Source organism: Pseudomonas nunensis, from assembly GCF_024296925.1.
In the GTDB taxonomy this organism is placed as follows: Bacteria; Pseudomonadota; Gammaproteobacteria; order Pseudomonadales; family Pseudomonadaceae; genus Aquipseudomonas; species Aquipseudomonas nunensis.
In genome coordinates this window covers 2,587,982-2,609,755 of sequence record NZ_CP101125.1, presented here as the reverse complement: position 1 = coordinate 2,609,755, position 21,774 = coordinate 2,587,982, and the positions used below count along the sequence as shown (strand labels likewise).

The following is a 21,774-nucleotide window of genomic DNA, read 5'->3' as shown; positions in this document are numbered from 1 at the left end:
GTGTCCAACGGTGCCAAACGTGGTTAAAAACGAGGAATACCTATACTGGGATCAACACTCGACATTGAGCGGCCCGATATTCTTTGATTCAACGCAGATCGGTAATGGCTCCGGACAGGATGTCCGGTTCCACAGGTCAATGAGGACGCCATGTATAGAATGAGTTCAGGCTATGCCAGCGTGCTGGTGAATACGCTCTCGGCTCAAGGACTGGATGTCGCCAGTCTGTGCCGGGAGGCTGGACTGGACATCAGGCTCGCGAACCTGCCAGGAGCGTTTTGCGAGCGCAGGGCGATCTATAAATTGTGGGCACTGGCGGCCCAGGCCAGCGGTGATCCGGACATCGGCCTCAAAGCCTATGGCAACTTCCATCCCGGCAGTTTTCAAATTGTCGGCTACACCATGATGTCCAGCCTCAACCTGAAACGCGCCCTCGAACGGCTGGTGCGTTTCAGCCCGTTGATCGGTACCGGCTTCAGTTTGTTTTTCATGGCCGAGCAGCAGAACTATCGATTGGCCGCCCTCGATCATCAGCAGGCCGGCTCGGTCAAACCCAGGCAATACGTCGATGCGGCACTCGCATCGTTGATGGGGTTTTGCCGTTGGCTGGCGGGCGGCAACTCGCCGCAACCGCTGAACGTGGAGTTCAGTTATCCGGAACCGGCGGACACGTCCGAACATCGGCGCCTGTTTGGCTGCAACCTGCAGTTTGATGCGGCCTACGACAGCATTCTGTTCGACGGCCAGGAAGTGCTGCGCCCGTTGAGCATGGCCAACGAGACACTGGCGGTGCTGCATGACAGTTTTGCCGAAGCGCAACTGGACCTGCTGTTTGGCTTCTCGATTGTCGGCAGGATTCGCGCCTTGATCAGCGAGCGTTTGAGCCAGGGCAAGGGGCAATACGACATGGAATCGATCGCCGCCGCGCTGAACATCAGCAAGCGCACGCTGCAACGCTCCCTCGAAAAGGACGGCACGCAATTCAAGGACGTACAGAACGCGGTACGCCGGCAATTGGCGGACTTTTACCTGCGTCATTCTCATTTCAACATGAAGCATGTTGCCTATCTCCTTGGTTTTCATGACCACAGCAGTTTCAACAAGGCGTGCAACCGCTGGTTCGGCATGACGCCAGGGCAGTACCGGGCGGATGAATCCTTTGAGGTTGAAGAAGCCGAACCGGTCTGACGTAACCGAAGCCGAGCCCATCTGACGTAGCAGCTGCCGAGCCCGCGAGGCTGCGTTCGGCGGCGCAGCCGTCGTGAGTTCAGACGACGCGGTGTATCAGATATACCTCGCGGTCAGGTTTTACGACGGCTTCGCCGCCGAACGCAGCCTCGCGCTGCTCGGCAGCTGCTACGGGGATTGCAGTGGAAGCCGAGCCGGGCGGATGAATCCTTTGAGGTTGTAGAAGCCGAACCGGTCTGACGTAACCGAAGCCGAACCCATCTGACGTAGCAGCTGCCGAGCCCGCGAGGCTGCGTTCGGCGGCGCAGCCGTCGTGAGTTCAGACGACGCGGTGTATCAGGAATACCTCGCGGTCAGGTTTTACGACGGCTTCGCCGCCGAACGCAGCCTCGCGCTGCTCGGCAGCTGCTACGGGGATTGCAGTGGAAGCCGAGCCGGGCGGATGAATCCTTTGAGGTTGTAGAAGCCGAACCGGTCTGACGTAACCGAAACCGAACCCATCTGACGTAGCAGCTGCCGAGCCCGCGAGGCTGCGTTCGGCGGCGCAGCCGTCGTGAGTTCAGACGACGCGGTGTATCAGATATACCTCGCGGTCAGGTTTTACGACGGCTTCGCCGCCGAACGCAGCCTCGCGCTGCTCGGCAGCTGCTACGGGGATTGCAGTGGAAGCCGAGCCGGGCGGATGAATCCTTTGAGGTTGTAGAAGCCGAACCGGTCTGACGTAACCGAAACCGAACCCATCTGACGTAGCAGCTGCCGAGCCCGCGAGGCTGCGTTCGGCGGCGCAGCCGTCGTGAGTTCAGACGACGCGGTGTATCAGATATACCTCGCGGTCAGGTTTTACGACGGCTTCGCCGCCGAACGCAGCCTCGCGCTGCTCGGCAGCTGCTACGGGGATTGCAGTGGAAGCCGAGCCGGGCGGATGAATCCTTTGAGGTTGTAGAAGCCGAACCGGTCTGACGTAACCGAAACCGAACCCATCTGACGTAGCAGCTGCCGAGCCCGCGAGGCTGCGTTCGGCGGCGCAGCCGTCGTGAATTCAGACGACGCGGTGTATCAGGAATACCTCGCGGTCAGGTTTTACGACGGCTTTGCCGCCGAACGCAGCCTCGCGCTGCTCGGCAGCTGCTACGGGGATTGCGTTTCAGGTCATTTCGCCGGAGGTTTTTTCGAACCTTTCTTGACCTTGGCCGCTTTGTGTATGGGCTGCGCAGTCACTGCTGCTTCACCGGGCGGCTGAGTCAGGTCGAAGCCCGGCAACGGCACTTCAAGCAAGGTGTGCAGCTCACGCCAGAAGGCATGGCCGGTTGCGGTTTCGTTCAGTAAATCCGGCAGCAAATTAGCAACGGCGGCCAATACCTGCTGGCGTTCCTCGGTTTCAGGCAGCAACAGCGGCAGGCAGCGCAGGCTTTCTTGCGGGTGAGTGAGCACCAGCATTTTCTGGGTTTGCAGGGTTTCGCGAAGGTCAAGCGGTTCGGCGCTGTGGTCTTGCAGCAGCACCTGCAATTGCTCGAGCAGTTTTTCCAGGTTGGCCTTGCCCGCCGCGTCGCTGTCACGGTCCAGCAGGAACAGGATGCGAACCAAGGCTTCCATCAGGCCGCCAAGGGGCAGGGCGGTTTGCAGGCGTTCGAGCAGTACTTTGTCGTGCTGCTCGGCATGCGCCTTAAGATCGCGCTCCGGCGGGTTGCCGGCGAAGCTGTTGAGCGCGCCATACACGCCGTAGAAACACAGTTCCTGGGTGGCATCACGCAGATCGCGATAGCCGTTCAAGGCGTCCTGGATCTGATTGGAAAACAACGCCTGCCAGGCCAGCAACGGGTTGGCGGTAGCAGCGGGGCGACGATCTTTGCGCACCTGCGCCGCGCTGCCGGCCAGCCACCACAACGCCGGGTTCGAACTGCTCCAGAGCGCTTGCTGCTGATGGAAAGGATGGGCTTTGCGGATCAACTCTGCGGTGGATTCGCTAATCAACGGGCGCAGCCACGGACGGACAAAACCGTCGTACAACGTGTTGTTCAGGTCCGAGGTGCGCTCGACCAGGGCGAACTCGCGATCATCATCACGGGACGGCTGCCCATCGCCATGAATATCGGCGATGCGCCGGGTTTCGAAACGCACGGCATATTGCGAATCGGGCAGATCGTCGATCAGCATTTCATACAGCCCAGCGGGCAGGGCATTGATGCTGTCGACCGCGCCCAGCAGTTCGCGGTGTTCACGCCGCGCCACTTCGCCGGAGACGAAAATCCCCAGGTGACCGATGCTGGCGTGACGCAGATAGACAATGGTGCGCCCGGCGTTTTGCAGGGCCAGGTCGCTGGGGTACACATCCGCGATCCAGTCCAGCGCCTGTTGCGGCGAGGTGATGTTGTCGCCATAGGAACAAAACACCACCACCGGCACTTCGATGCGCTTGAGGTCGAGCCCACTGCTCTTGCGCCCCAAACCGCCGGACAGCTGATTGCCGATAAACAGGTCATCGACAATCATCTCGATTTCTTCGCTGTTGAGCAGCGTCGGACTGCCCCACCAGCGCTCGAAATCGAGGAAGCGCGCGGCTTCCGTGTCGACCTCGCTGAACAGGTGGTAGTACTTGCCCCAGTAAGTGTTGGCCGGGTCGAGGTTCTCGAAATTGCTCACCAACCAAGTGCCGTCGAAACGCTCGTTGCCCAAGTCGCTGCCCAAACGCGCCATCCAGCCGCCACCGAGCAAACCACCGGTGTAGCGCATCGGGTTGCGCCCGTTGACCCCGGCCCAGTAAGACAACGGCGCGCCATTGACGATGATCAGCCCTGGCAATTCGGGTCTGGTCGCGGCCAGTCCCATCAGCGCCCAACCGGCCTGGCAGTTGCCGATCACTACCGGTTTGGCGCCGGCGGGATGCCGCGCGCTGACCGTTTCGATGAAGTGTGCCTGCGCCTCGACAATATCCGCCAGGGTCTGCCCGGGGCTTGGCGAATGGCTGAAGGCGATGAAGTAAGTGGGATGCCCGGCACGCAGGCTTTCACCGATCAGCGAATCCTGTTTGAAACCGCCAATGCCCGAACCGTGACCGCCGCGTGGGTCGATGATGATCACCGGCGGTTGGCCGTCGATGGAGGGCTCGTGGCTGAGGATGCGCAACAGTGAGTAGTTGACCGGGCGCGGCAGGTCGGCGCCGCTGACCAGGGTTTCATGCTCGAACTTGAGCAACAGCGGAAAGCCTGCACGTTCGTGGGCCAGGGTGTTGTCGCCGCGCTGGCGCAAGGTGTCCCAGAACAACAGGCTGCGTTGGCCGAGGTCGGTGAAGTATTCCTGCCAGTCAGCCGCCGTGGGCAGTTTGAGTTGGCCTTGGCTGAGCGGCGCGAAGGTTTTGGCCTGGCGCTGCTGCACGGCGTCGAACACGTTGCGAGCGTTAAGGCGCTGGAGGTGGTTCAGGTGCTCGAACAAACCGGCCGCTGAGGAAAGCGCTTCTTCTTGCGCTGCAATATTTTCGTCCTGGCCCATCGTGATCTCCTGACATAGTGCGAGGGAGTCTTCAGCCAGACTAGCAATGGCTAGGCCGATCATCGGATTTTCCCAAGTCTATAGGGATTAACCACAAGAGGCGTACCGTTTATTTTGCAGCGCACAAAATATCCGTTGCCAAACAGTTTTGTGCACTGCAATATCAAGGCTAACGCGACGACTGCCCGGATCGCTGTCGCGTCCTCAGGCCTGAATGGGCCTTCCAGTACCAGGAGATTTCAGCATGTCTTTTTTCAACTCGGAAAAACTGCAAGCCACTCAGAAAGCCAACCTCGACCTTTTGCAGCAAATCAGCGGCAAAGTCTTCGCCAGCGTTGAGCAACTGAGCCAGTTGCAGTTCAAGGCACTGCGCGACTCCACCGAAGAGCACTTCGAAGGTGTTCGCAAGCTGTTGGCGGTACGTGACCCACAAGGCTTCGCCGATTTGCAGGCGTCGTTCACCCAGCCGAGCGCGCAGACCGAACGCCTGGCCGAATTCAATCGTCAGGTACAAGCGCTGATCGTCGGCACGCAATCGGACATCGCCAAACTGACCGAGCGTCAGGTTGAGGCGGGCACCCAGCAGGTGAATGAGTTTGTTGAGTCGATCAGCAAGAATGCCCCGGCGGGTTCCGAGCCAGTGGTTGCAGCCTTCAAGTCGGGTTTGGCGAATGCCGGCAGCGTGTTTGAAAACGCTCAGAAAGCCGTGAAACAGGCGTCTGATGTGGCTCAGAGCAGCTTCGACGCAGCGACTGCCGCCGCCGGCAAAACCGCTCCAGAAGCAGGCGCCAAGGCGACCAGCGCTAACAAGTAAGTCAGATCAGAGCGGCACCGATGGCGATGGGGTTATTCCCCATCGCCATTTTTTTTCGGCTCGTTATCGGCGGCAGGCTTGGCGCCGAACAGGCCGAACATGTTCTGGGTGTTGAGGTACAGGGCTTTGGACTGGTCGACGTATTGACGCATCAAGTCCTGCATCACCGGTGCCTGCTGGTGCATGAAGGTGCTCCAGGCCTCGGTCGACTGAGCGCCGGTCTGGGACTGGATATCGATCACGGTCTGGATGCTTTTATCCAGGTAACTGCCAAGCACGCCTTGGTACGGACCGTAGAACTGGATGATGCCCATCAGCATTTCACTGCTGAAGATCGGCTCGCCGCCGCTTTCGGCTTCCAGGATGACTTGCAGCAGAATACTGCGGGTCAAGTCCTCGCCACTTTTGGCATCGACCACCTGGAACGGGACTTTATCAACCACCAATTGACGAATGTCGGCCAGGGTCAAGTGGCTGCTGGTGTGGGTGTCGTACAGGCGGCGATTGGGGTATTTCTTGATCAGGCGGGGAGTGTTGCGATTGTTATCGGTCATGCGGGGCGTCTCGTGGCGAGCCTGATTTGCAGGCATCTTAACCTTCTTTGTTGCCCTTGCGGCCGCCTTCGCGAGCAAGCCCGCTCCCACACAGGATCTTCGTCGTTCACAAATCCCCTGTGGGTGCGGGCTTGCTCGCGAAGAGGCCCGCCAGAACACCAAAGATTCCGGATCAAAAAAAAAGGGACCCGCCGCAAAGCGAGCCCCATCTTGTGATGCCAAGTCCACCTACCAAATCGGCAGGCTGTAACTGACGATCAACCGGTTTTCATCCAGATCACTGCCAAAGTTAGTCGAGCGCACGGTTGCATTGCGCCATTTCACTCCAACGTTCTTCAACGGGCCACTCTGCACGACATAACCGATATCGGTATCGCGCTCCCACTCCTTTCCCTCTGGGCGATTGCCGCCCAGGTCGATGTTGTCGCCCGTCAGGTAGCGGGTCATAAAGGTCAGCCCCGGCACGCCCATGGCCGCGAAGTTGTAGTCGTAGCGCGCCTGCCAGGATTTTTCATCCTTGCTGGCGAAGTCGCCGATCTGCACGAAGTTCACCAGGAACGCATCGGTGCCGTTGATGTAAGCAAAACCCGTGTCACCGCTCATGCCCTGATAACCGAGTCCCAGCGCATGCCCGCCGAGGGAGTAGGTGAACATCGCCCCGAGTGCCTTGTTATCGACGTTGCTGCCGCCATCGTGGATGGAGCGGGCGAAGCGCAAGTCACTCTTGAACGACTGGCCGGCGGTCACCGGCAGCACGTAGGTCAGGTTGACCAGATGCTGGCTGTACAAATTATCGAGATGGCCATAGCTGTAGCCCGTGGCGAGGTTACTGGTCCATTTGTAGTTGAGGCTGGCGAAGTCGAACTTATCGCTGGTGGCTTGCGGCGTGATGATGCCTTTGGCGCCGGTCTTGGTGATGCTCATGTCTTCGTAGTCTGAGGAATCGCGCTGGTTGACCTGCTTCAGGCGCCCGCCGTCCACGGTCAGGCCTTCGACTTCCAATGAGGTCAACTGGCCGCCCTCGAACGTCTGCGGCAATAGCCGCGAATCGTTGGCCAGCACCGTCGGCAATTTCGGCAGCAAAGTGCCCAACTTCAGCGTGGTTTTGGAGGCGCGGACCTTGGCGGTTACGCCCAGCTCCCCATATTCATCCTGAGCACCTTTGCTGGTGGTGCGATGGCGTTGCAACAAGCCGGAACCGGCGCGATCCGGGCTGGAATCGAGCTTGATCCCGACCAGGCCAATGGCATCGACACCGAAGCCAATCAAACCGTCGGTGAAGCCCGATTCGTAACGCAGCAGGAAACCCTGGGCCCATTCCTCTTGCTTGGACTGCGCGGCGTTGTCCTGGCGAAAATCGCGGTTGAAATAGAAGTTGCGCAGCTCAAGGCTGGCCTTGCTGTCCTTGATGAAGTCCGCCGAAGCGGGGGCCGAAAGGCTGATGACGCCGCCGGCCAGTAACAGTCGTGTAGCGAGCGTGCAGGTGTGACGGTCCATGGTGAAGCCCCTTTGTTTTTATTTTTTTGGAACAGCGATTCACACACCCTCGCCAGACAGGCGAGGGCTTGTTCAGTAAAAAACGCGAACACCCAAAGAGAGGAGCGGGGCGCCGCGTGCGGTTCAATCGTTAGAACTGTTCGGCGCTCAGGCCATACAACGAGCCACTGCCAGCGCGAATGGATTGCTCCAGGCTGAGAATTCGTGGCAGCAGGCGTTCGATGTAGAAGTCCGCGGTGGCGATCTTCGCGCCATAAAATGCCTGATCGTCACTGCGCTTTTTCTTCGCCACCTGGGCCATCCGCGCCCAGAGCCAGGCGTAGGCGACATACCCAAACAAATGCAGGTATTCCACCGACGCGGCGCCGACTTCATTGCGGTTGGTCGCGGCCTGGTCTTGCAGCCAGTCGCTGAGGTTTTCCAGGCGCTGCACGGCGTCGAACAGTTGAACGGAGTAGGGCGCGTCGGGCTGGTGGGCGAAGTGGCGGATCTCGCCGGTGAACTGGCGCAGCGCAACACCACTGTCGGCCAGCACTTTGCGCCCTAGCAGGTCCAGCGCCTGAATGCCGTTGGTGCCTTCGTAGATCTGCGCGATGCGCACGTCACGGACCAATTGTTCCTGGCCCCATTCGCGGATGTAGCCGTGACCGCCGAACACTTGCTGGCCGTGGATGCAGCTCTCCAGCCCGGAGTCGGTGAAAAACGCCTTGGCCACCGGGGTCAGCAGCGCCACCAGGGTTTGCGCGTTGTCCCGTTCCCGGGCGTCATCGGAAAACTTCGCCAGATCCAGTTGCTGGCCGACATAACTGGCGAACGCGCGGCCACCTTCGGTCATGGCTTTCATGCTGAGCAGCATGCGGCGCACATCGGGGTGCACGATGATCGGATCGGCGATTTGCTCCGGGGCCATCGCGCCGGTCGGTGAGCGGCTCTGCACCCGTTCCCGCGCATATTTCACCGCGCTCTGATACGACGCCTCTGCGCAGCCAATGCCCTGAATGCCGATGGACAGGCGTTCGTAATTCATCATGGTGAACATCGCCGCCAGGCCTTTGTTGGCTTCACCCACCAGCCAGCCGCTGGCACCATCGAAATTCATCACACAAGTGGCTGAGGCCTTGATGCCCATCTTGTGTTCGATCGAACCGCAACTCACCGCGTTGGCATGACCGAGGGAACCGTCGGCATTGACCAGTACCTTGGGCACCACGAACAGCGAGATGCCTCGCGGCCCGGCCGGTGCATCCGGCAGTTTGGCCAGCACCAGGTGAATGATGTTTTCGGTCAGGTCCTGGTCACCACCGGTGATGAAGATCTTGCTGCCGCTGATGCGGTAACTGCCATCGGCCTGAGGCTCGGCGCGGGTGCGGATCAGCCCCAGGTCGGTGCCGGCGTGGGCTTCGGTCAGGCACATGGAACCGGCCCAGCGGCCTTCGTACATCGGCGGCAGGTAGATGCGTTTCAGCTCTTCGCTGGCGTGGGCATCCAGCGCCAGGCACGCGCCGGAGCTCAACGCCGAATACAGCGCAAAGCTGGAGTTGGCGCCGTAGAGCATTTCTTCGAACTGCACCGCGAGCATCTTCGGCATGCCCATGCCGCCGAACTCGGCGTTGCCGGACAAACCGACCCAGCCACCTTCAATGTAGGTGGTGTAAGCCTGTTTGAAGCCGATCGGCGTGGTGACCTGGCCGTAGACCCAATGTGCGCCTTCTTCATCGCCGCTGCGATTGAGTGGCGCAATCAGGTGCGAGGTGACTTTCGCCGCTTCCTCAAGAATGGCGTCGGCAGTGTCGGCATCGACATTGTCGGCCAGGGCCGGCAGGCGTGCCCACAGGGCCGGAGCGTCGAACACTTCATGCAGCACGAAGCGCATGTCGCGCAGGGGAGCGTTGAATTCGGGCATAACGTGAACCTCTTTGGGACGGTGGGCACGGCGCCGCAACGGCGGGCCGTGCTTGCTCAATCAGTGACTGGAAGCGCTGGCGGCGCCGAGGCCGGTCTGGGCGCGGACGAACTGATCGGCGTAGGCATCGCGCTCCTTGTCGGCGCGCACGCTGCGGTCGAGTCGGGACACCACGACGATCACCAGGAACGCCAGTGGCATGGAGAACAGCGCCGGGTGGTCATACGGGAAAATCGCGTGGGCATGGCCGAGCACGGTGACCCACACGGCAGGCGACAGAATCACCAGTACCAGCGCGCAGATCAGCCCCGCGAAACCGCCGAGGATCGCGCCTTTGGTGGTCAGGCCTTTCCAGTACATGGCCATGATCAGCACCGGGAAGTTGGTCGATGCGGCGATGCCGAAGGTCAGGCCCACGAGGAAGGCGACGTTCATCTTCTCGAACAGAATGCCCAGCAGAATCGCGATGATGCCCAGGCCGACCGTGGCCATGCGCGTGACACGCATTTCCTGTTTCTCGCTGGCCTTGCCTTGCTTGAACACCGTGGCGTAGAGGTCATGAGAAATCGCCGAAGCACCGGCCAGCGCCAGACCGGAAACCACCGCCAGAATGGTGGCAAACGCGACTGCCGCAAGGAAACCGAAGAACAGGTTGCCGCCCACCGCTTTGGCCAAATGCATGGCGACCATGTTGCCGCCGCCGATCAAGGCGCCGCCGACTTCACCGTTGACGTAGTACTGCGGGTCGGTGCCGATGATCACCATCGCCGCGAAGCCCAGGGTGCACACCACGAGGAAGAAGAAACCGATGAAACCGGTGGCGTAGAACACCGATTTACGCGCTTCCTTGGCATTCGGCACGGTGAAGAAACGCATCAGGATGTGCGGCAGGCCGGCGATCCCGAACACCAGCCCGAGGGACATCGAAGCGGTGTTGATCGGGTCGGCGAGCATCGCGCCGGGCCCCATGATGTTCCAGCCGCTGGCGTGAGCCTGAACCGCTTTGGCCGCGAGGGTTTCGTAGCTAAACCCGAACTGCGACATGGCCATGACCGCCAAGGTGGTGCCGCCGGCCAACAGCAACACAGCCTTGATGATCTGCACCCAAGTGGTGGCGATCATGCCGCCGAAGATCACGTACACCAGCATCAGCGCGCCAACGATCACCACCGCCACCGGGTAATCGAGGCCGAACAGCAATTTGATCAACTGACCAGCCCCGACCATCTGCACGATCAGGTAGCAGCACACCACCGTCAGCGAACCGAACGCGGCAAAGATCCGCACTTTGTTCTGGTCCAGCCGATAGGAAACGATGTCGGCGAAGGTGTAGCGCCCCAGATTGCGCAAGCGCTCGGCCATCAGGAACGTGATGATCGGCCAGCCGACGAAGAAGCCGATGGTGTAGATGAACCCGTCGTAACCCTTGGCAAACACCAGGCTCGACAACCCCAGCAGCGTGGCGGCGGACATGTAGTCACCGGCAATTGCCAGACCGTTCTGAAACCCGGTGATCCCTCCGCCAGCGGTGTAGAAATCCGAGGTGGATTTGGTTTGCCGCGCCGCCCACCAGGTGATGCAGAGTGTGCCGAGCACGAACACGAAGAACATGCTGATCGCGTTCAGGTTGAGCGGTTGCTTCTCCGCTGCGCCCGTCAGTGGCGCGGCGAGCACAACAGAGGCCGGCAAGAGACCCAGACCGGCGAAGGTCAGTTTCCTGAAGAGAGTCATCACTTGCTCTCCTCAAGAATCGCGGCGCCGAGTGCGTCGAAACGGGTGTTGGCGCGGTAGACATACCAACCCGTCAGCAGCCAGGAAAAAATGATGATCGCCGCGCCCACCGGCATGCCCAGGGTCAACATCCGGTTTTCACCCAGTGGCGCATGCAGCCATTTGGGGGCAAACGCCACCACCAACATGAACAGGTAATACGTACCGAGCACCGTGGCACTCAACGACCAGGCCAGACGCGAGCGGCTGCTGACCAGTTGAAGGAATTTCGGGTTGGTGCGAATCCGCTCGCAGCGCTGGGTGTCGGTTGAATGGATGTCGATCATCGGTAGCTCCACATTGTTTTTGTTGTCGGTGTGTGGGGGCAGGGCCCGGCAGCCGAATTGGGCGCGCACGAGCCCGAAACGGCAGGTTCGCGACCTGCCGCTTGAAAGCGTTTAACGTCGGTGAGGGTTAGAGGGCCTGGGCCCGGTCGCGCAACACGTATTTCTGGATCTTGCCGGTGGAGGTCTTCGGCAACAGGGTGAAGATCACCGTGCGCGGCACTTTGAATCCGGCCAGGTGCTCACGGCAGAAACTGATGATGTCCGCCTCGCGCACGTCCGGGTGATCAGCCTTCAAGGTGATAAATGCGCAGGGCGTTTCACCCCATTTCTCATCGGGCCGCGCAACCACCGCAGCTTCCATTACGGCAGGATGGCGGTAGAGCACGCCTTCGAGCTCGATGGTGGAAATGTTCTCGCCGCCGGAAATGATGATGTCCTTGAGCCGGTCCTTGATCTCGACATAACCGTCGGGATGACACACCGCCAGGTCGCCGGTGTGGAACCAGCCGCCTTCAAAGGCTTCGGCGGTGGCGGTCGGGTTCTTCAGGTAGCCCTTCATCACGGTGTTGCCGCGCATGAAGATCTCGCCGATGGTCTTGCCGTCTCGCGGAGTGGGTTTCAGCGTGGTCGAGTTGGCGACCATCACGCCTTCGAGTGTCGGGTAACGCACGCCCTGGCGGGACTTGATCTGCGCGCGTTCATCCAGCGGCAATTCATCCCACTCGGCGTGCCAGGCGCACAGCGTCACCGGGCCATAGGTTTCGGTCAGGCCATAGACGTGGGTGACTTTGATGCCCATTTCTTCCACAGCGCCGATCACCTTGGCCGGCGGTGCGGCACCGGCGACCATGGCATTCACCGGGTGATCGATGGCGGCCTTCGCCGAGTCCGGCATGTTGACCAGCGCATTCAGCACGATCGGCGCACCGCACAGGTGCGTCACCTGGTGTTCGCGGATCAGCGTGAGGATTTTCTGTGGATCGACCCGGCGCAGGAACACATGCACGCCGGCCAATGCGGTGATGGTCCACGGGTAGCACCAACCGTTGCAATGGAACATCGGCAAGGTCCAGAGGTACACCGGGTGGTTGCCCATGGCCCAGGTCATCTGGTTGCCCAATGCGTTCAGGTAGGCGCCGCGATGGTGATAGACCACGCCTTTCGGATTACCGGTGGTGCCGGAGGTGTAGTTCAACGAGATGGCTTGCCACTCGTTGTCCGGCCATTGCCAGGCGAACGCCGGATCGCCTTCGGCCAGCAGCGCTTCATAGTCCAGGTCGCTGACGGCCTGACCTTCGCCGTATTCCGGGTCGTTGACGTCGATCACCAGCGGCGGATGGTCGAGCATGCCGATGGCTGCATGAATCACATTGTGGAACTCGCGGTCGGTGATCAGCACCTTGGCTTCGCCGTGTTGCAGCATGAACGCGATGGCTTCGGCGTCCAGGCGCACATTCAGCGGGTTGAGCACCGCGCCAATCATCGGCACGCCGAAGTGCACTTCCAGCATCTCCGGGATGTTGGGCAGCATCACCGCAACGGTGTCGTCCTTGCCGATCCCGCGACCGGCCAGGGCTGAAGCCAGGCGTCGGCAGCGGCTGTAGGTTTGCGCCCAGGTGCGGCGAATCGAACCGTGGATGACGGCGGGGTAGTCGGGGTAAACGTGGGCGGTGCGCTCGAGGAAGCTGAGCGGCGACAAGGCAATATGATTGACAGCCGTAGGGCTAAGCCCTTGTTCGAAGATCGACATGACGGGTACTCGGTGGCTGATTGTTAGCTCTATAGCTGACCTTTCAGCGTAGCCGCTGAGGTCAACTTTTATGTCCGGTGTGCTTTATATAACAATCTGCCGGAGATATGGAAGTACAACCTACGTTGTATAGGATATGTACTATATATTATTCTCCGAGCGGTAAATGAATGCCGCCAAAGCTCCACGGCCGGTATATCCTTGGTTTCCCCCACGTAGCGGACCCGTGATGACTTCTGACTCGTCCTTGTTGAGTTATGACCCACAGCCGAGTGTGCTGCTCGATAACCAAGGCCAGCCGCTGGAGTTGAATGCGGCGCTGCTGGCATTGGTCGCGCAGCATCCGCACAGCTACGTGTTGGGCTTTTTGCCGAAGAATCACCGGGACCTGGTGCGCGCTTGCCTGGCGCAGCAGCGCGCCATCGAAGGGGTCGAGGCCGAGTTCCAGGCGCAGATTCTGATCTGGACGTTTATCCCCGATCCGCAGAGCAGCCGTGTGCTCGGTCGTTGCCATGTGGCCACCAAGCAAGTGCTGGCAGAACGCGAGGCGGCCACGGCGCGGCGGCTGTACCGGCTGATCATCGAGAACACCACCGACCTGATTTCCCGGCACACCCCGGACGGGCGTTTTCTCGATGCGTCGCCGGCGTCCTGGACCTTGCTCGGTTATTGGCCTGAACAGTTGCGTGGGCAAATGGCCCAGGGCCTGTTCCACGGCCAGGACCTGGCCAACCTGGTGCAAACCGCCCGCGATGCCCTGGAGCACGACGGTTATCACACGATGACATACCGAATCCGCCATCGTGACGGGCATTACCTGTGGTTCGAGACCGCCAGCCGGGCGATTCGTGAAACCTACACCGGGGATGTGGTGGAAGTGGTCTGCGTCTCCCGCGACATCACCGCTCGCGTGCAGTCCGAAGAAAACCGGCGGCGTCTGGAGGACGAACTGGCGCACACCGCGCGCCTGGTGACGCTGGGGGAACTGGCGTCGGGCATCGCCCACGAAATCAACCAGCCATTGGCCGCCGTGGTCAATTATGCCAACGCCAGCCAACGTTATTTGCAGGCGCTGGGCACCAATCCGCAAGCCGCCGAACGGGTAGCGCAAGGCCTGGAACGCATCACGTTGCATGCCACTCACGCTTCGGAAGTGATCCGTCGCCTGCGTGGTTTTCTGCGAAAAGGCCAGCGGCGCATGCAGGCCCTGAACGTCGCCGATGTCGCCCGTGGCGCCGTGCGTTTGTGTGCCTGGGAGGCGACTCAGTGCCACGTGACAATCGACGATCGGCTGCCGGATAATCTGCCGCCCGTCTACGCCGACCGGGTGCAGTTGGAGCAAGTGCTGCTCAATCTGTTGCGCAACGCCATCGATGCCAACCGCGAACAACATCCGGGCCGGCCGTCACTGATCGTGATGGCGGCGGGGCAGATCAGTGGCGCAACGGTGGAGATCAGCGTGCACGATCAGGGGCCGGGCGTCAGCGAGTCGCAGCTTGAGCAGATTTTTACCCCGTTCTACACCAGCAAGCCCGATGGCCTGGGCCTTGGCTTGTCCATGAGTCGCAGCATCATCGAAGGTTTCGGTGGCGAACTGCAGGCCCGTCGGCAACCGGTCGGGCTGCTGCTGTATTGCCGTTTGCCGCTGGCCGGCCCAACAAAACAACAACAGGAATAACGCAATGGCAGTTGTGACGGAACACGTGGTGTACGTGGTCGATGATGATCAAGGCATGCTCGATTCAACGGTCTGGTTACTCGAATCGGTCGGGCTGAAAGCCTTGCCGTTCACCAGTGGAGTTGAATTTCTCGATGCCTGCGATGCAAAGCTCAATGCCTGCGTGTTGCTGGATGTGCGCATGCCCGGCATGGGTGGTTTGAACGTGCAGGAAGCCATGCGCGAGCGCGAGCTGAAACTGCCGATCATCTTCGTCAGTGGCCACGCCGATGTGCCCATCGTTGTCCGTGCCTTCAAGGCCGGCGCCCATGACTTCATCGAAAAACCCTACAACGAACAACTGCTGCTCGACAGCGTGCAACAGGCCCTCAGCAACTGCGCGACCCATCGTTCAGGCAATGTCGGCCATGAAGAATTGCAGGCCCGCCTGCTGACGCTGACGCCACGGGAGCGCGATGTGTTGCTGCCGTTGGTGCAGGGTTACACCACGCGGGAAATCGCCGAGCAACTGGGTGTCAGCGCGAAAACCGTCGACTTGTATCGCTCGCGGGTGATGAAACGCATGCAGGCCAGCACTTTGCCGGACCTGGTGGGGATGGCGATTGCGGCGGGGTTGGTTGATCCACTGAAGTTGCGTTAAGCCAGACCGGACGTCCCGCCGCCATCCTGACTGCCCGGGCTTGCGCTAAATTGGAAGGTGTACAAGCCACTCACCACCCAATAGTCGAGCGCGTTCTCTGTCAATTACAGGGACCGGAGGAGGCGTCTTGAAACCCTTTCTGCCCAGGCCCAGCGCCTCAACACTGAACATGTTGCGCCAAGGCTGCCTGCAACGCCGGGATGCGGTGCCGCAACCGTTGACCGAAAAAGCGCTCATCCCCGGCATTCCGAATGCGCGCTATTGGCTGGATCATGACCTCACGGCATTTATCCGCGATGCCAGTGAGGCCAACCTTCAGGAGTACGAGGCCTTCGCCAGTGTCGATGAGCCGGATGACAGGCTGCCGCTGGCCGATATGCTCGCCGTTTCCGGTGGTGGCGACGCTGGCACCTTCGCAGCGGGGATCATTGCGGGATGGACCCTGAATGGCACGAGGCCGGTGTTCAAGGTTGTCACCGGGATCAGCGCGGGCGCACTGGTCGCGCCGTTCGCTTACTTGGGGCCCGAGTACGACGCGGTGATTCAACGGATCTGCAACGGCATCGGCCCGAAAGACGTGTTCCATTCGCGAAACGTGCTCACCCGCCTGGCGAGCGACGGCATCGCGGACAGCAAGCCATTGTCGCGGTTGATTGCCAAGTACGTCGACGCGGAGTTGCTGGCAGCCATCGCCGGGCAATACGCCAAGGGACGCCTGCTGATGATCGGCACCACCGACCTGGATGCAGGGCGCCCTGTCACCTGGAACATGGGCGCTATTGCTTCCAGCGGCGCGCCGGGAGCGCTCGACCTGTTTCGCAACATCATGGTCGCCTCGATGAGCATTCCCGGCGCCGTCTCGCCGGTCATGATCGATGTGGAGGTCGACGGTAAACAGTTCCAGGAAATGCATGTGGACGGCGGCGTCCTCACCCAGGTATTTCTTTACCCGCCGGCCACCGTCATGGAGCTGAGCAAAGTGCCCGGCGCGCGCCTGCGTCGAGAGCGACATTTCTACGTCATTCGCAACGGCAAACTGGAACCGCAGTGGTCCGGCACCAAGCGCCGCACCTTGAGTATTGGCGGTCGCGCCATCAGCACACTGATTCAGACCCAGGGGATCAGCGACCTGGACCGTATCTACCGCATTGCGCAGCAGGACAGCGCGGACTTCAACCTGGCGTACATCGGCTCTGATTTTCTGTGCCCGCGTAATCATAAATTCGATGGCGAGTACATGAAGCGCCTGTTCGATTACGCCTTTGAAGTCAGCTCGAAAGGCTATCCGTGGCACAAATCGCCGCACAGCTAAGCGCGAGCCGGTTTGTCAAAACAAGACACCAGAAAACCCATCACCGCCTGAACCGCCGGGGTGTGCCGAATGTCGTTGTGCACCACCAGCCACACATCACGGGTCAAGCCCGCACCTACGGACGGCATCGTTTGCAGGCCGTAGCGTTCGCCAAGGAAACCGGGCAATGCCGCGACACCGGCGCCGGCCTGGGCGGCAGTCGCCTGGATATTCAGGTCATTGCTGCGCAGCAGGATCGAGCGATCCCCGGCTTGCTGCTTCAGCCAGGCCTGTTGCGGGGATTGCTCCATGGTTTCGTCATAGGCGATGAAGACCAGGTCTTGCGCGGCGGTCGCGGCTAAGTAGTCCGCCGAGGCGTAGAGGTAAAAAGGTATCGTCGCGACCTTGCGGGCCACCAGGTCCGGTTCCTTGGGGCGGCTCAGGCGCACGGCAATATCGGCTTCGCGCCGCGACAACGACGCGCTGCCCAGGCTGCCAATCAACTGCAACGACAACTGCGGATAATTCGCCCGCAATTCATTCAGGTGCGGCGCTATCAACGCGCAGGCCAGCGCGGGCGGGGCGCTGACCGTGACTTCGCCGACGTAGTTGTCCTGTCCGGCCAGCGCGGTGCGCTGTACCGCGAAGGACTCGTTTTCCATGCGCCGCCCCAATTGGGCAATGCGTTCGCCGTCCTCGGTGATGACATACGCGCGCGGGCGCCGGTCCACCAACTTGAGGTTCAGCGAACTCTCCAGTGCGCTGATGCGCCGCGCCACCGTGGCGTGGTCGACCTTGAGCGCGCGTGCTGCCCCCGATAGCGACCGTTCGTGGGCGAAGACGATGAAGTAGCGCAGATCCTCCCAATCGAACATGGGCGTTTTCTCACATTGAAGGTGAATAAATGGGGAATTTTGCCCCATCGGCAAGCCTGCAAGAATCCTTCAAAACCTGATGGGCAGGTTTGAATGTTCATCGCACGCTTTGCCGAGGAAACCACCATGTCTAAATCAACGCCGCTCGCGTATGCCGGCATTGTCGGTGCCACGTTTTTCTGGGGCACCAACTTCAACGCCGGCGCCTACATCATCAAGAGCATGGCACCGATCAGCGCCTCCATTGAGCGCTTTGCCATCTCGACGTTGTTGCTCGTGCTGATTTTCAGTCTGGCCGGAAAGCTGCGGCTCAGCACGCTGAAAAACAATCTGCTGGCCTTCATTGGCTTGGGGCTGCTCGGGTTTACCGCGTTCAGCCTCGCGACCTTCTTTGGCCTGCAAACCACCACACCGATTAACGGCGCGCTGATCCTGGCGACTACGCCGCTGTGGACGATGATCTTTGCGGTGCTGCTTGAAGGCGAACGCATTGATCGAGGCCGCGCCATCGGGCTGATTTTGGGCCTGCTCGGTGTTGGGCTGGTGATTACTCGCGGGGATATCCAGGTGCTGCTGGGGCTGAAAGTCGCTAGCGGTGACGCGATGATCCTCGCCGGCAGCATGGCCTGGGCGGCAAACATGGTCGGCACCCGACGCTTCGTCAAAGACTCCACGCCGCTGGAAACCACAAGTTTTTCCATGTTGTTCGGGGTCATCGGTCTGATCGTGCTGGGCTTCATCTATGAAGACCCGCTGGCCGACATCCGCAACGCTTCGCTGGCCATTCACGGCGCGGTGATCTACCTGGCGGTCTTCGGTTCGTTGATTGCGTACTTGCTGTGGTTCAAAGGCATCCATGCCATTGGCGCCGCACGCACTTCGATTTTCTTCAACCTGGCGCCAGTGTTCACCATGCTGGTGTCGTCGATCCTCGGTGTGTTGCCGAATATCTGGCAATTGCTCGGTGCGGCTGGCGTCATCCTTGGGGTGGTGTTCGCGTCGGGTATGGTCTTCAGCCCGGTTCAACCCAAGCCGATCATGTCCCGGTGAACTTCCAGGGCATTGCGCTCGACCCAGTTGTGCGCGAGCAAGCCGTCCGGGCGCACTTCCCAGACGGCGGTGCCAAGCATTTCAAACGGGCTGTTGCAGGTGCGCCCACCGATGAACCCCTGGTTTTTCCCGGTCAACTTCCAGCGCGAGGCTACGCGAGTGCCTTGGGCATTCTGGAAGGTCTCGATGGCGCCGAATTCGAAGTCTTCGATGGTCGAGAGGAAGGCGCCAATCCAGCGAATGAAGGCTTCGCGGCCAACAATATCGACACCACCGGACGTGATCACAAAGTCTTCAGCCACGAAGCGCGCGGCGGCTTGCGGGTCTTTGGCCTGCCACACTTCGCGCCAGAAGCTTTCAACGATTTTTACGGCTGTTCTATCGGTCATTTCAAACACCTCGTTTCAGATTGAATACGATGTTCGGTGCTTGCTATCCAGAACTCAAACGCATAAATCTTATGGCATTCAGTTGAAAGGCGAATCGACCATGCTAGCCAGCGACCTTGAAATCGATCTGTTGCGAGCGTTTATCGCGGTGGCGGAGACGGGCAGTTTCACGGCGGCAGCGCAGGTGATTGCACGCTCGCAATCGGCGGTCAGCCAGAAGATTATTCGCCTGGAAGACATCCTCGGTTTGCGTGTGTTCGAACGCACCAGCCGCACACTGATCCTGACGCCCGAGGGAGAACGCCTGTTGGTGGGCGCGCGAAAGTTGATGGTGCATTTCGATACCTTCATCCGCGAGATCAAGGCGCCCGAAACCGTGAATCTGCTGCGCCTGGGGATCTCCGAGAACCTGGTGCTCACGCAACTGCCGACGTTGTTATCGCGCTTCTGCAAGGCCTATCCCGATATTCAACTGGAACTCACCACCGGCCTGAGCCACGACCTGCTGGCCGACCACGAAGCCGGGTTGCTGGACGTGGTGATTGCCAAGCAGAAGGCCAGTGCCACCGCACAACGGGGTCGGGTCATCTGGCGCGAGCCTTTGGTCTGGATCGCCGCGCAGGACTTCGACATGCAAGCCTCCAAACCCGTGCGTCTGGTGATGATGCGACCGCCGTGCGCGTACCGGGCCATCATGATCGAGGCCCTGGCGTCGGTCCGGCGAGAGTGGGTGTCGGCCTGCCTGGCCAGCAACTTGATGGGGGTTCAAGCCGCTGTTGCCGGTGGGCTGGGCATTACGGCGCTGGGAACCTCGTTCTTGCAAGAGGGGATGCGGATTCTGCAACCTTCGGAAAAGTTGCCGACCTTGCCCAGCACCGAAGTGGCGGTGATCGGCGACGACGTGCGCACTCAGCATCTGGTCCAGCCCTTGGTGTCGTTGCTGACCGAAGGGCTGATGTCAGGTGCTCGGCTGACCTGAGGATTTACCGGGGCAGAGCCGCCGTACACAACTCCCCGGTAGCGCGAATCAGCGCCAGTTCATGCAACTTGTCCTTGGCCAGACGGGGGCGAGCCTGGGCAATCCAGCTCGCGCAGTGAGGATCATTTCGATAGGGCGCAAAGTCCGCGTATTGCTGCAACAGACGGTTTTGCAGCTCATCCAGGCGTGGTCGGATTTGCTTGGCCAGGTCCGGGCGTGGAGTGTCCGGAGCCTTGCCGGCGGTTTGCCATTTGGCCAGCAGGCCGTATTGCACCAGTTTGTTGGCTTCCATCTGCGCCGCGAGTAACTGGCCGACGTCTTCCGGGTCGAGTTTGCGGTCGGTGGCCAGCTGTCGGGCGTTGGCGATCACTTGCGCTTCGCGCGGGCTGTCCTGGATCGGTTTGCCGCTGTCCCATTTGGTCAGGGCAACCAGATCACCGATGTTCAGGCGTTCATTCAAGGTCACCAGCAACGGTTGCAAGGCCTGGGGCGGGGAGGCGGGCACGCTGGCCTGGGCGTTGAGGACGGCCAGGCCGAGGGTGGCGCAGCAAAGCAGTTGGAGTGTCGGTTTAACGCTCATTCATGAATATCCTGGAAGGGATCGGTCAGATGTCGATGACTACTTTACCGATTGCCTGCCCGGCGGCAACGATTGCGTGGGCGTCATTAACGTTTTCCAGGCTGAAGCGTCGATCATCCAGCAGCACCCGCAGTTGTCCCGCTTCAGCCATGCGCGTGGCTTGTGCGAGGATTTCGCCGTGGTGCTTGCGACCTTTGCCGGTGATCAGCGGCAGCAGGGTGAAGACTCCGGAGTAAGTCGCGCCCCGGAACGACAGCGGTGCGAGTTTGTGTTCGCCCCAACCGAGGCAGCTCACGACATGCCCGGTGTAGAGCTTCAACACGCCGAACGAGGCATCCAGAGTTGCACCGCCGACGGTGTCGTACACGATGTCGAAACCCTCGCCGTCGGTGTGTTGCGCAAGGTAATCGGCCGGCGCTTGATGGCGGTAATCAATCGCCGTGGCACCGAAGCTTTCGATGATTGCCCGGCTATCGGCGCTCCCGGTCGCGAACACGTCGGCCCCGCGAGCCTTGGCGATCTGCACGGCAACATGCCCGACGCCACCGGCGCCACCTTGCACCAATACTTTTTGCCCGGCCCGAACATTGGCCCGGTCCACCAGTCCTTCCCACGCGGTGATGAAAATCAGCGGCAGGACGGCGGCTTCGCGCATGCTCAGGTTTTTTGGCTTGCGTGCCAGCAAGTCGGCATCGACGGCGATGTATTGCGCCAGTGATCCCTGATTGCCGCCAATCCCGCCGGCCATGCCGTAGACCTCATCGCCGATGTTGAATGCGCTGACGTCCGCACTCACTGCTGCGACGACACCCGCCAGATCCATCCCCAAAACAGCGGGCAATGGCTGCCGGGCATGTCCACCCTGGCCGCTGCTGATCTTCGTATCCAGCGGATTGACGCCACTGGCGATGATCTTGACCAGCACTTGGCCTGCCTTGAGTTCAGGTAATGGCATGTCTTGCACTTGCAGTGCGGCGCCTGCGTTTACAGCAATGGCGGCGCGCATTGTGGTCTGGTTCATGTGGAACTCCTGAGGACGATGA

18 protein-coding genes are annotated in these 21,774 nt (G+C 60.6%); 7 read left to right on the top strand and 11 right to left on the bottom strand.

Annotation, left to right across the window (positions count from 1 at the left end; translation table 11 throughout):
- Window positions 1–150 precede the first annotated feature (150 nt).
- The gene (locus NK667_RS11175) at window positions 151–1,188 is read left to right on the top strand and encodes an AraC family transcriptional regulator (protein WP_054614745.1); all 1,038 of its coding nucleotides are present in this window, start codon (window positions 151–153) and stop codon (window positions 1,186–1,188) included.
- Between the two features lie 1,149 nt (window positions 1,189–2,337).
- Here NK667_RS11175 and NK667_RS11170 read toward each other — a convergent pair.
- The gene (locus NK667_RS11170; RefSeq protein WP_054614744.1) at window positions 2,338–4,674 is read right to left on the bottom strand and encodes a DUF3141 domain-containing protein; all 2,337 of its coding nucleotides are present in this window, start codon (window positions 4,672–4,674) and stop codon (window positions 2,338–2,340) included.
- A gap of 244 nt (window positions 4,675–4,918) precedes the next feature.
- Here NK667_RS11170 and phaP point away from each other — a divergent pair, with 244 nt between their 5' ends.
- On the top strand, window positions 4,919–5,488 hold the full coding sequence (gene phaP, locus NK667_RS11165; RefSeq protein ID WP_054614743.1) for a TIGR01841 family phasin: 570 nt from the start codon (window positions 4,919–4,921) through the stop codon (window positions 5,486–5,488).
- Window positions 5,489–5,520: 32 nt separating this feature from the next.
- Here phaP and phaR read toward each other — a convergent pair whose 3' ends face one another.
- The 6 genes from phaR to NK667_RS11135 all read right to left on the bottom strand — a co-directional run bounded on the left by phaR (window position 5,521) and on the right by NK667_RS11135 (window position 13,249).
- Window positions 5,521–6,042, bottom strand: a complete 522-nt coding sequence (gene phaR / locus NK667_RS11160) for a polyhydroxyalkanoate synthesis repressor PhaR (RefSeq protein WP_054045976.1) — start codon at window positions 6,040–6,042, stop codon at window positions 5,521–5,523.
- 228 nt (window positions 6,043–6,270) lie between these two features.
- Complete coding sequence (locus NK667_RS11155) at window positions 6,271–7,539, bottom strand: OprD family porin (RefSeq protein WP_054614742.1); 1,269 nt, start codon at window positions 7,537–7,539, stop codon at window positions 6,271–6,273.
- A gap of 130 nt (window positions 7,540–7,669) precedes the next feature.
- The gene (locus NK667_RS11150; RefSeq protein WP_054614741.1) at window positions 7,670–9,442 is read right to left on the bottom strand and encodes an acyl-CoA dehydrogenase C-terminal domain-containing protein; all 1,773 of its coding nucleotides are present in this window, start codon (window positions 9,440–9,442) and stop codon (window positions 7,670–7,672) included.
- Window positions 9,443–9,502: 60 nt separating this feature from the next.
- Complete coding sequence (locus NK667_RS11145; RefSeq protein ID WP_054614740.1) at window positions 9,503–11,173, bottom strand: cation acetate symporter; 1,671 nt, start codon at window positions 11,171–11,173, stop codon at window positions 9,503–9,505.
- Window positions 11,173–11,499, bottom strand: coding sequence for a DUF485 domain-containing protein (locus NK667_RS11140; RefSeq protein ID WP_054047659.1), 327 nt, complete (start codon window positions 11,497–11,499; stop codon window positions 11,173–11,175). The genes NK667_RS11145 and NK667_RS11140 overlap by 1 nt, the downstream gene beginning before the upstream one ends.
- Before the next feature lie 127 nt (window positions 11,500–11,626).
- Window positions 11,627–13,249: an acyl-CoA synthetase gene (locus NK667_RS11135; RefSeq protein ID WP_054614739.1), complete on the bottom strand. Its 1,623-nt coding sequence runs from the start codon at window positions 13,247–13,249 to the stop codon at window positions 11,627–11,629.
- Window positions 13,250–13,478: 229 nt separating this feature from the next.
- Here NK667_RS11135 and NK667_RS11130 point away from each other — a divergent pair, with 229 nt between their 5' ends.
- The 3 genes from NK667_RS11130 (at window position 13,479) to NK667_RS11120 (ending at window position 16,879) form a co-directional block, all read left to right on the top strand.
- Window positions 13,479–14,927: a sensor histidine kinase gene (locus tag NK667_RS11130; RefSeq protein WP_054614738.1), complete on the top strand. Its 1,449-nt coding sequence runs from the start codon at window positions 13,479–13,481 to the stop codon at window positions 14,925–14,927.
- Between the two features lie 4 nt (window positions 14,928–14,931).
- Window positions 14,932–15,567 carry a response regulator transcription factor gene (locus NK667_RS11125; protein ID WP_054614737.1) on the top strand — a complete coding sequence of 212 codons (636 nt, stop codon included), beginning with the start codon at window positions 14,932–14,934 and terminating at the stop codon, window positions 15,565–15,567.
- A 169-nt stretch (window positions 15,568–15,736) separates the two neighbouring features.
- A complete protein-coding gene (locus tag NK667_RS11120) occupies window positions 15,737–16,879 on the top strand; it encodes a patatin-like phospholipase family protein (protein WP_083471305.1) in 1,143 nt (380 codons plus the stop codon).
- Here NK667_RS11120 and NK667_RS11115 read toward each other — a convergent pair.
- Entirely contained in the window at window positions 16,876–17,733 is an 858-nt protein-coding gene (locus NK667_RS11115) for a LysR family transcriptional regulator (RefSeq protein ID WP_054614735.1), read from the bottom strand. The two genes, NK667_RS11120 and NK667_RS11115, sit on opposite strands and share 4 nt — an antisense overlap.
- 126 nt (window positions 17,734–17,859) lie before the next feature.
- Here NK667_RS11115 and NK667_RS11110 point away from each other — a divergent pair, with 126 nt between their 5' ends.
- Window positions 17,860–18,783, top strand: coding sequence for a DMT family transporter (locus NK667_RS11110; RefSeq protein WP_054047657.1), 924 nt, complete (start codon window positions 17,860–17,862; stop codon window positions 18,781–18,783).
- Here the strand turns inward: NK667_RS11110 and NK667_RS11105 are convergent.
- Complete coding sequence (locus NK667_RS11105) at window positions 18,756–19,172, bottom strand: ester cyclase (RefSeq protein WP_054045959.1); 417 nt, start codon at window positions 19,170–19,172, stop codon at window positions 18,756–18,758. The genes NK667_RS11110 and NK667_RS11105 overlap by 28 nt on opposite strands.
- Before the next feature lie 100 nt (window positions 19,173–19,272).
- On the opposite strand from NK667_RS11105, the gene NK667_RS11100 reads away from it, so the two are divergent.
- On the top strand, window positions 19,273–20,151 hold the full coding sequence (locus NK667_RS11100; RefSeq protein ID WP_054614734.1) for a LysR substrate-binding domain-containing protein: 879 nt from the start codon (window positions 19,273–19,275) through the stop codon (window positions 20,149–20,151).
- A gap of 4 nt (window positions 20,152–20,155) precedes the next feature.
- On the opposite strand, the gene NK667_RS11095 is transcribed toward NK667_RS11100, so the two are convergent.
- Together NK667_RS11095 and NK667_RS11090 are read right to left on the bottom strand one after the other, a co-directional pair.
- On the bottom strand, window positions 20,156–20,731 hold the full coding sequence (locus NK667_RS11095; RefSeq protein ID WP_054614733.1) for a chorismate mutase: 576 nt from the start codon (window positions 20,729–20,731) through the stop codon (window positions 20,156–20,158).
- 25 nt (window positions 20,732–20,756) lie between these two features.
- Window positions 20,757–21,752, bottom strand: a complete 996-nt coding sequence (locus NK667_RS11090) for a zinc-dependent alcohol dehydrogenase family protein (RefSeq protein WP_054614732.1) — start codon at window positions 21,750–21,752, stop codon at window positions 20,757–20,759.
- Window positions 21,753–21,774 lie beyond the last annotated feature (22 nt).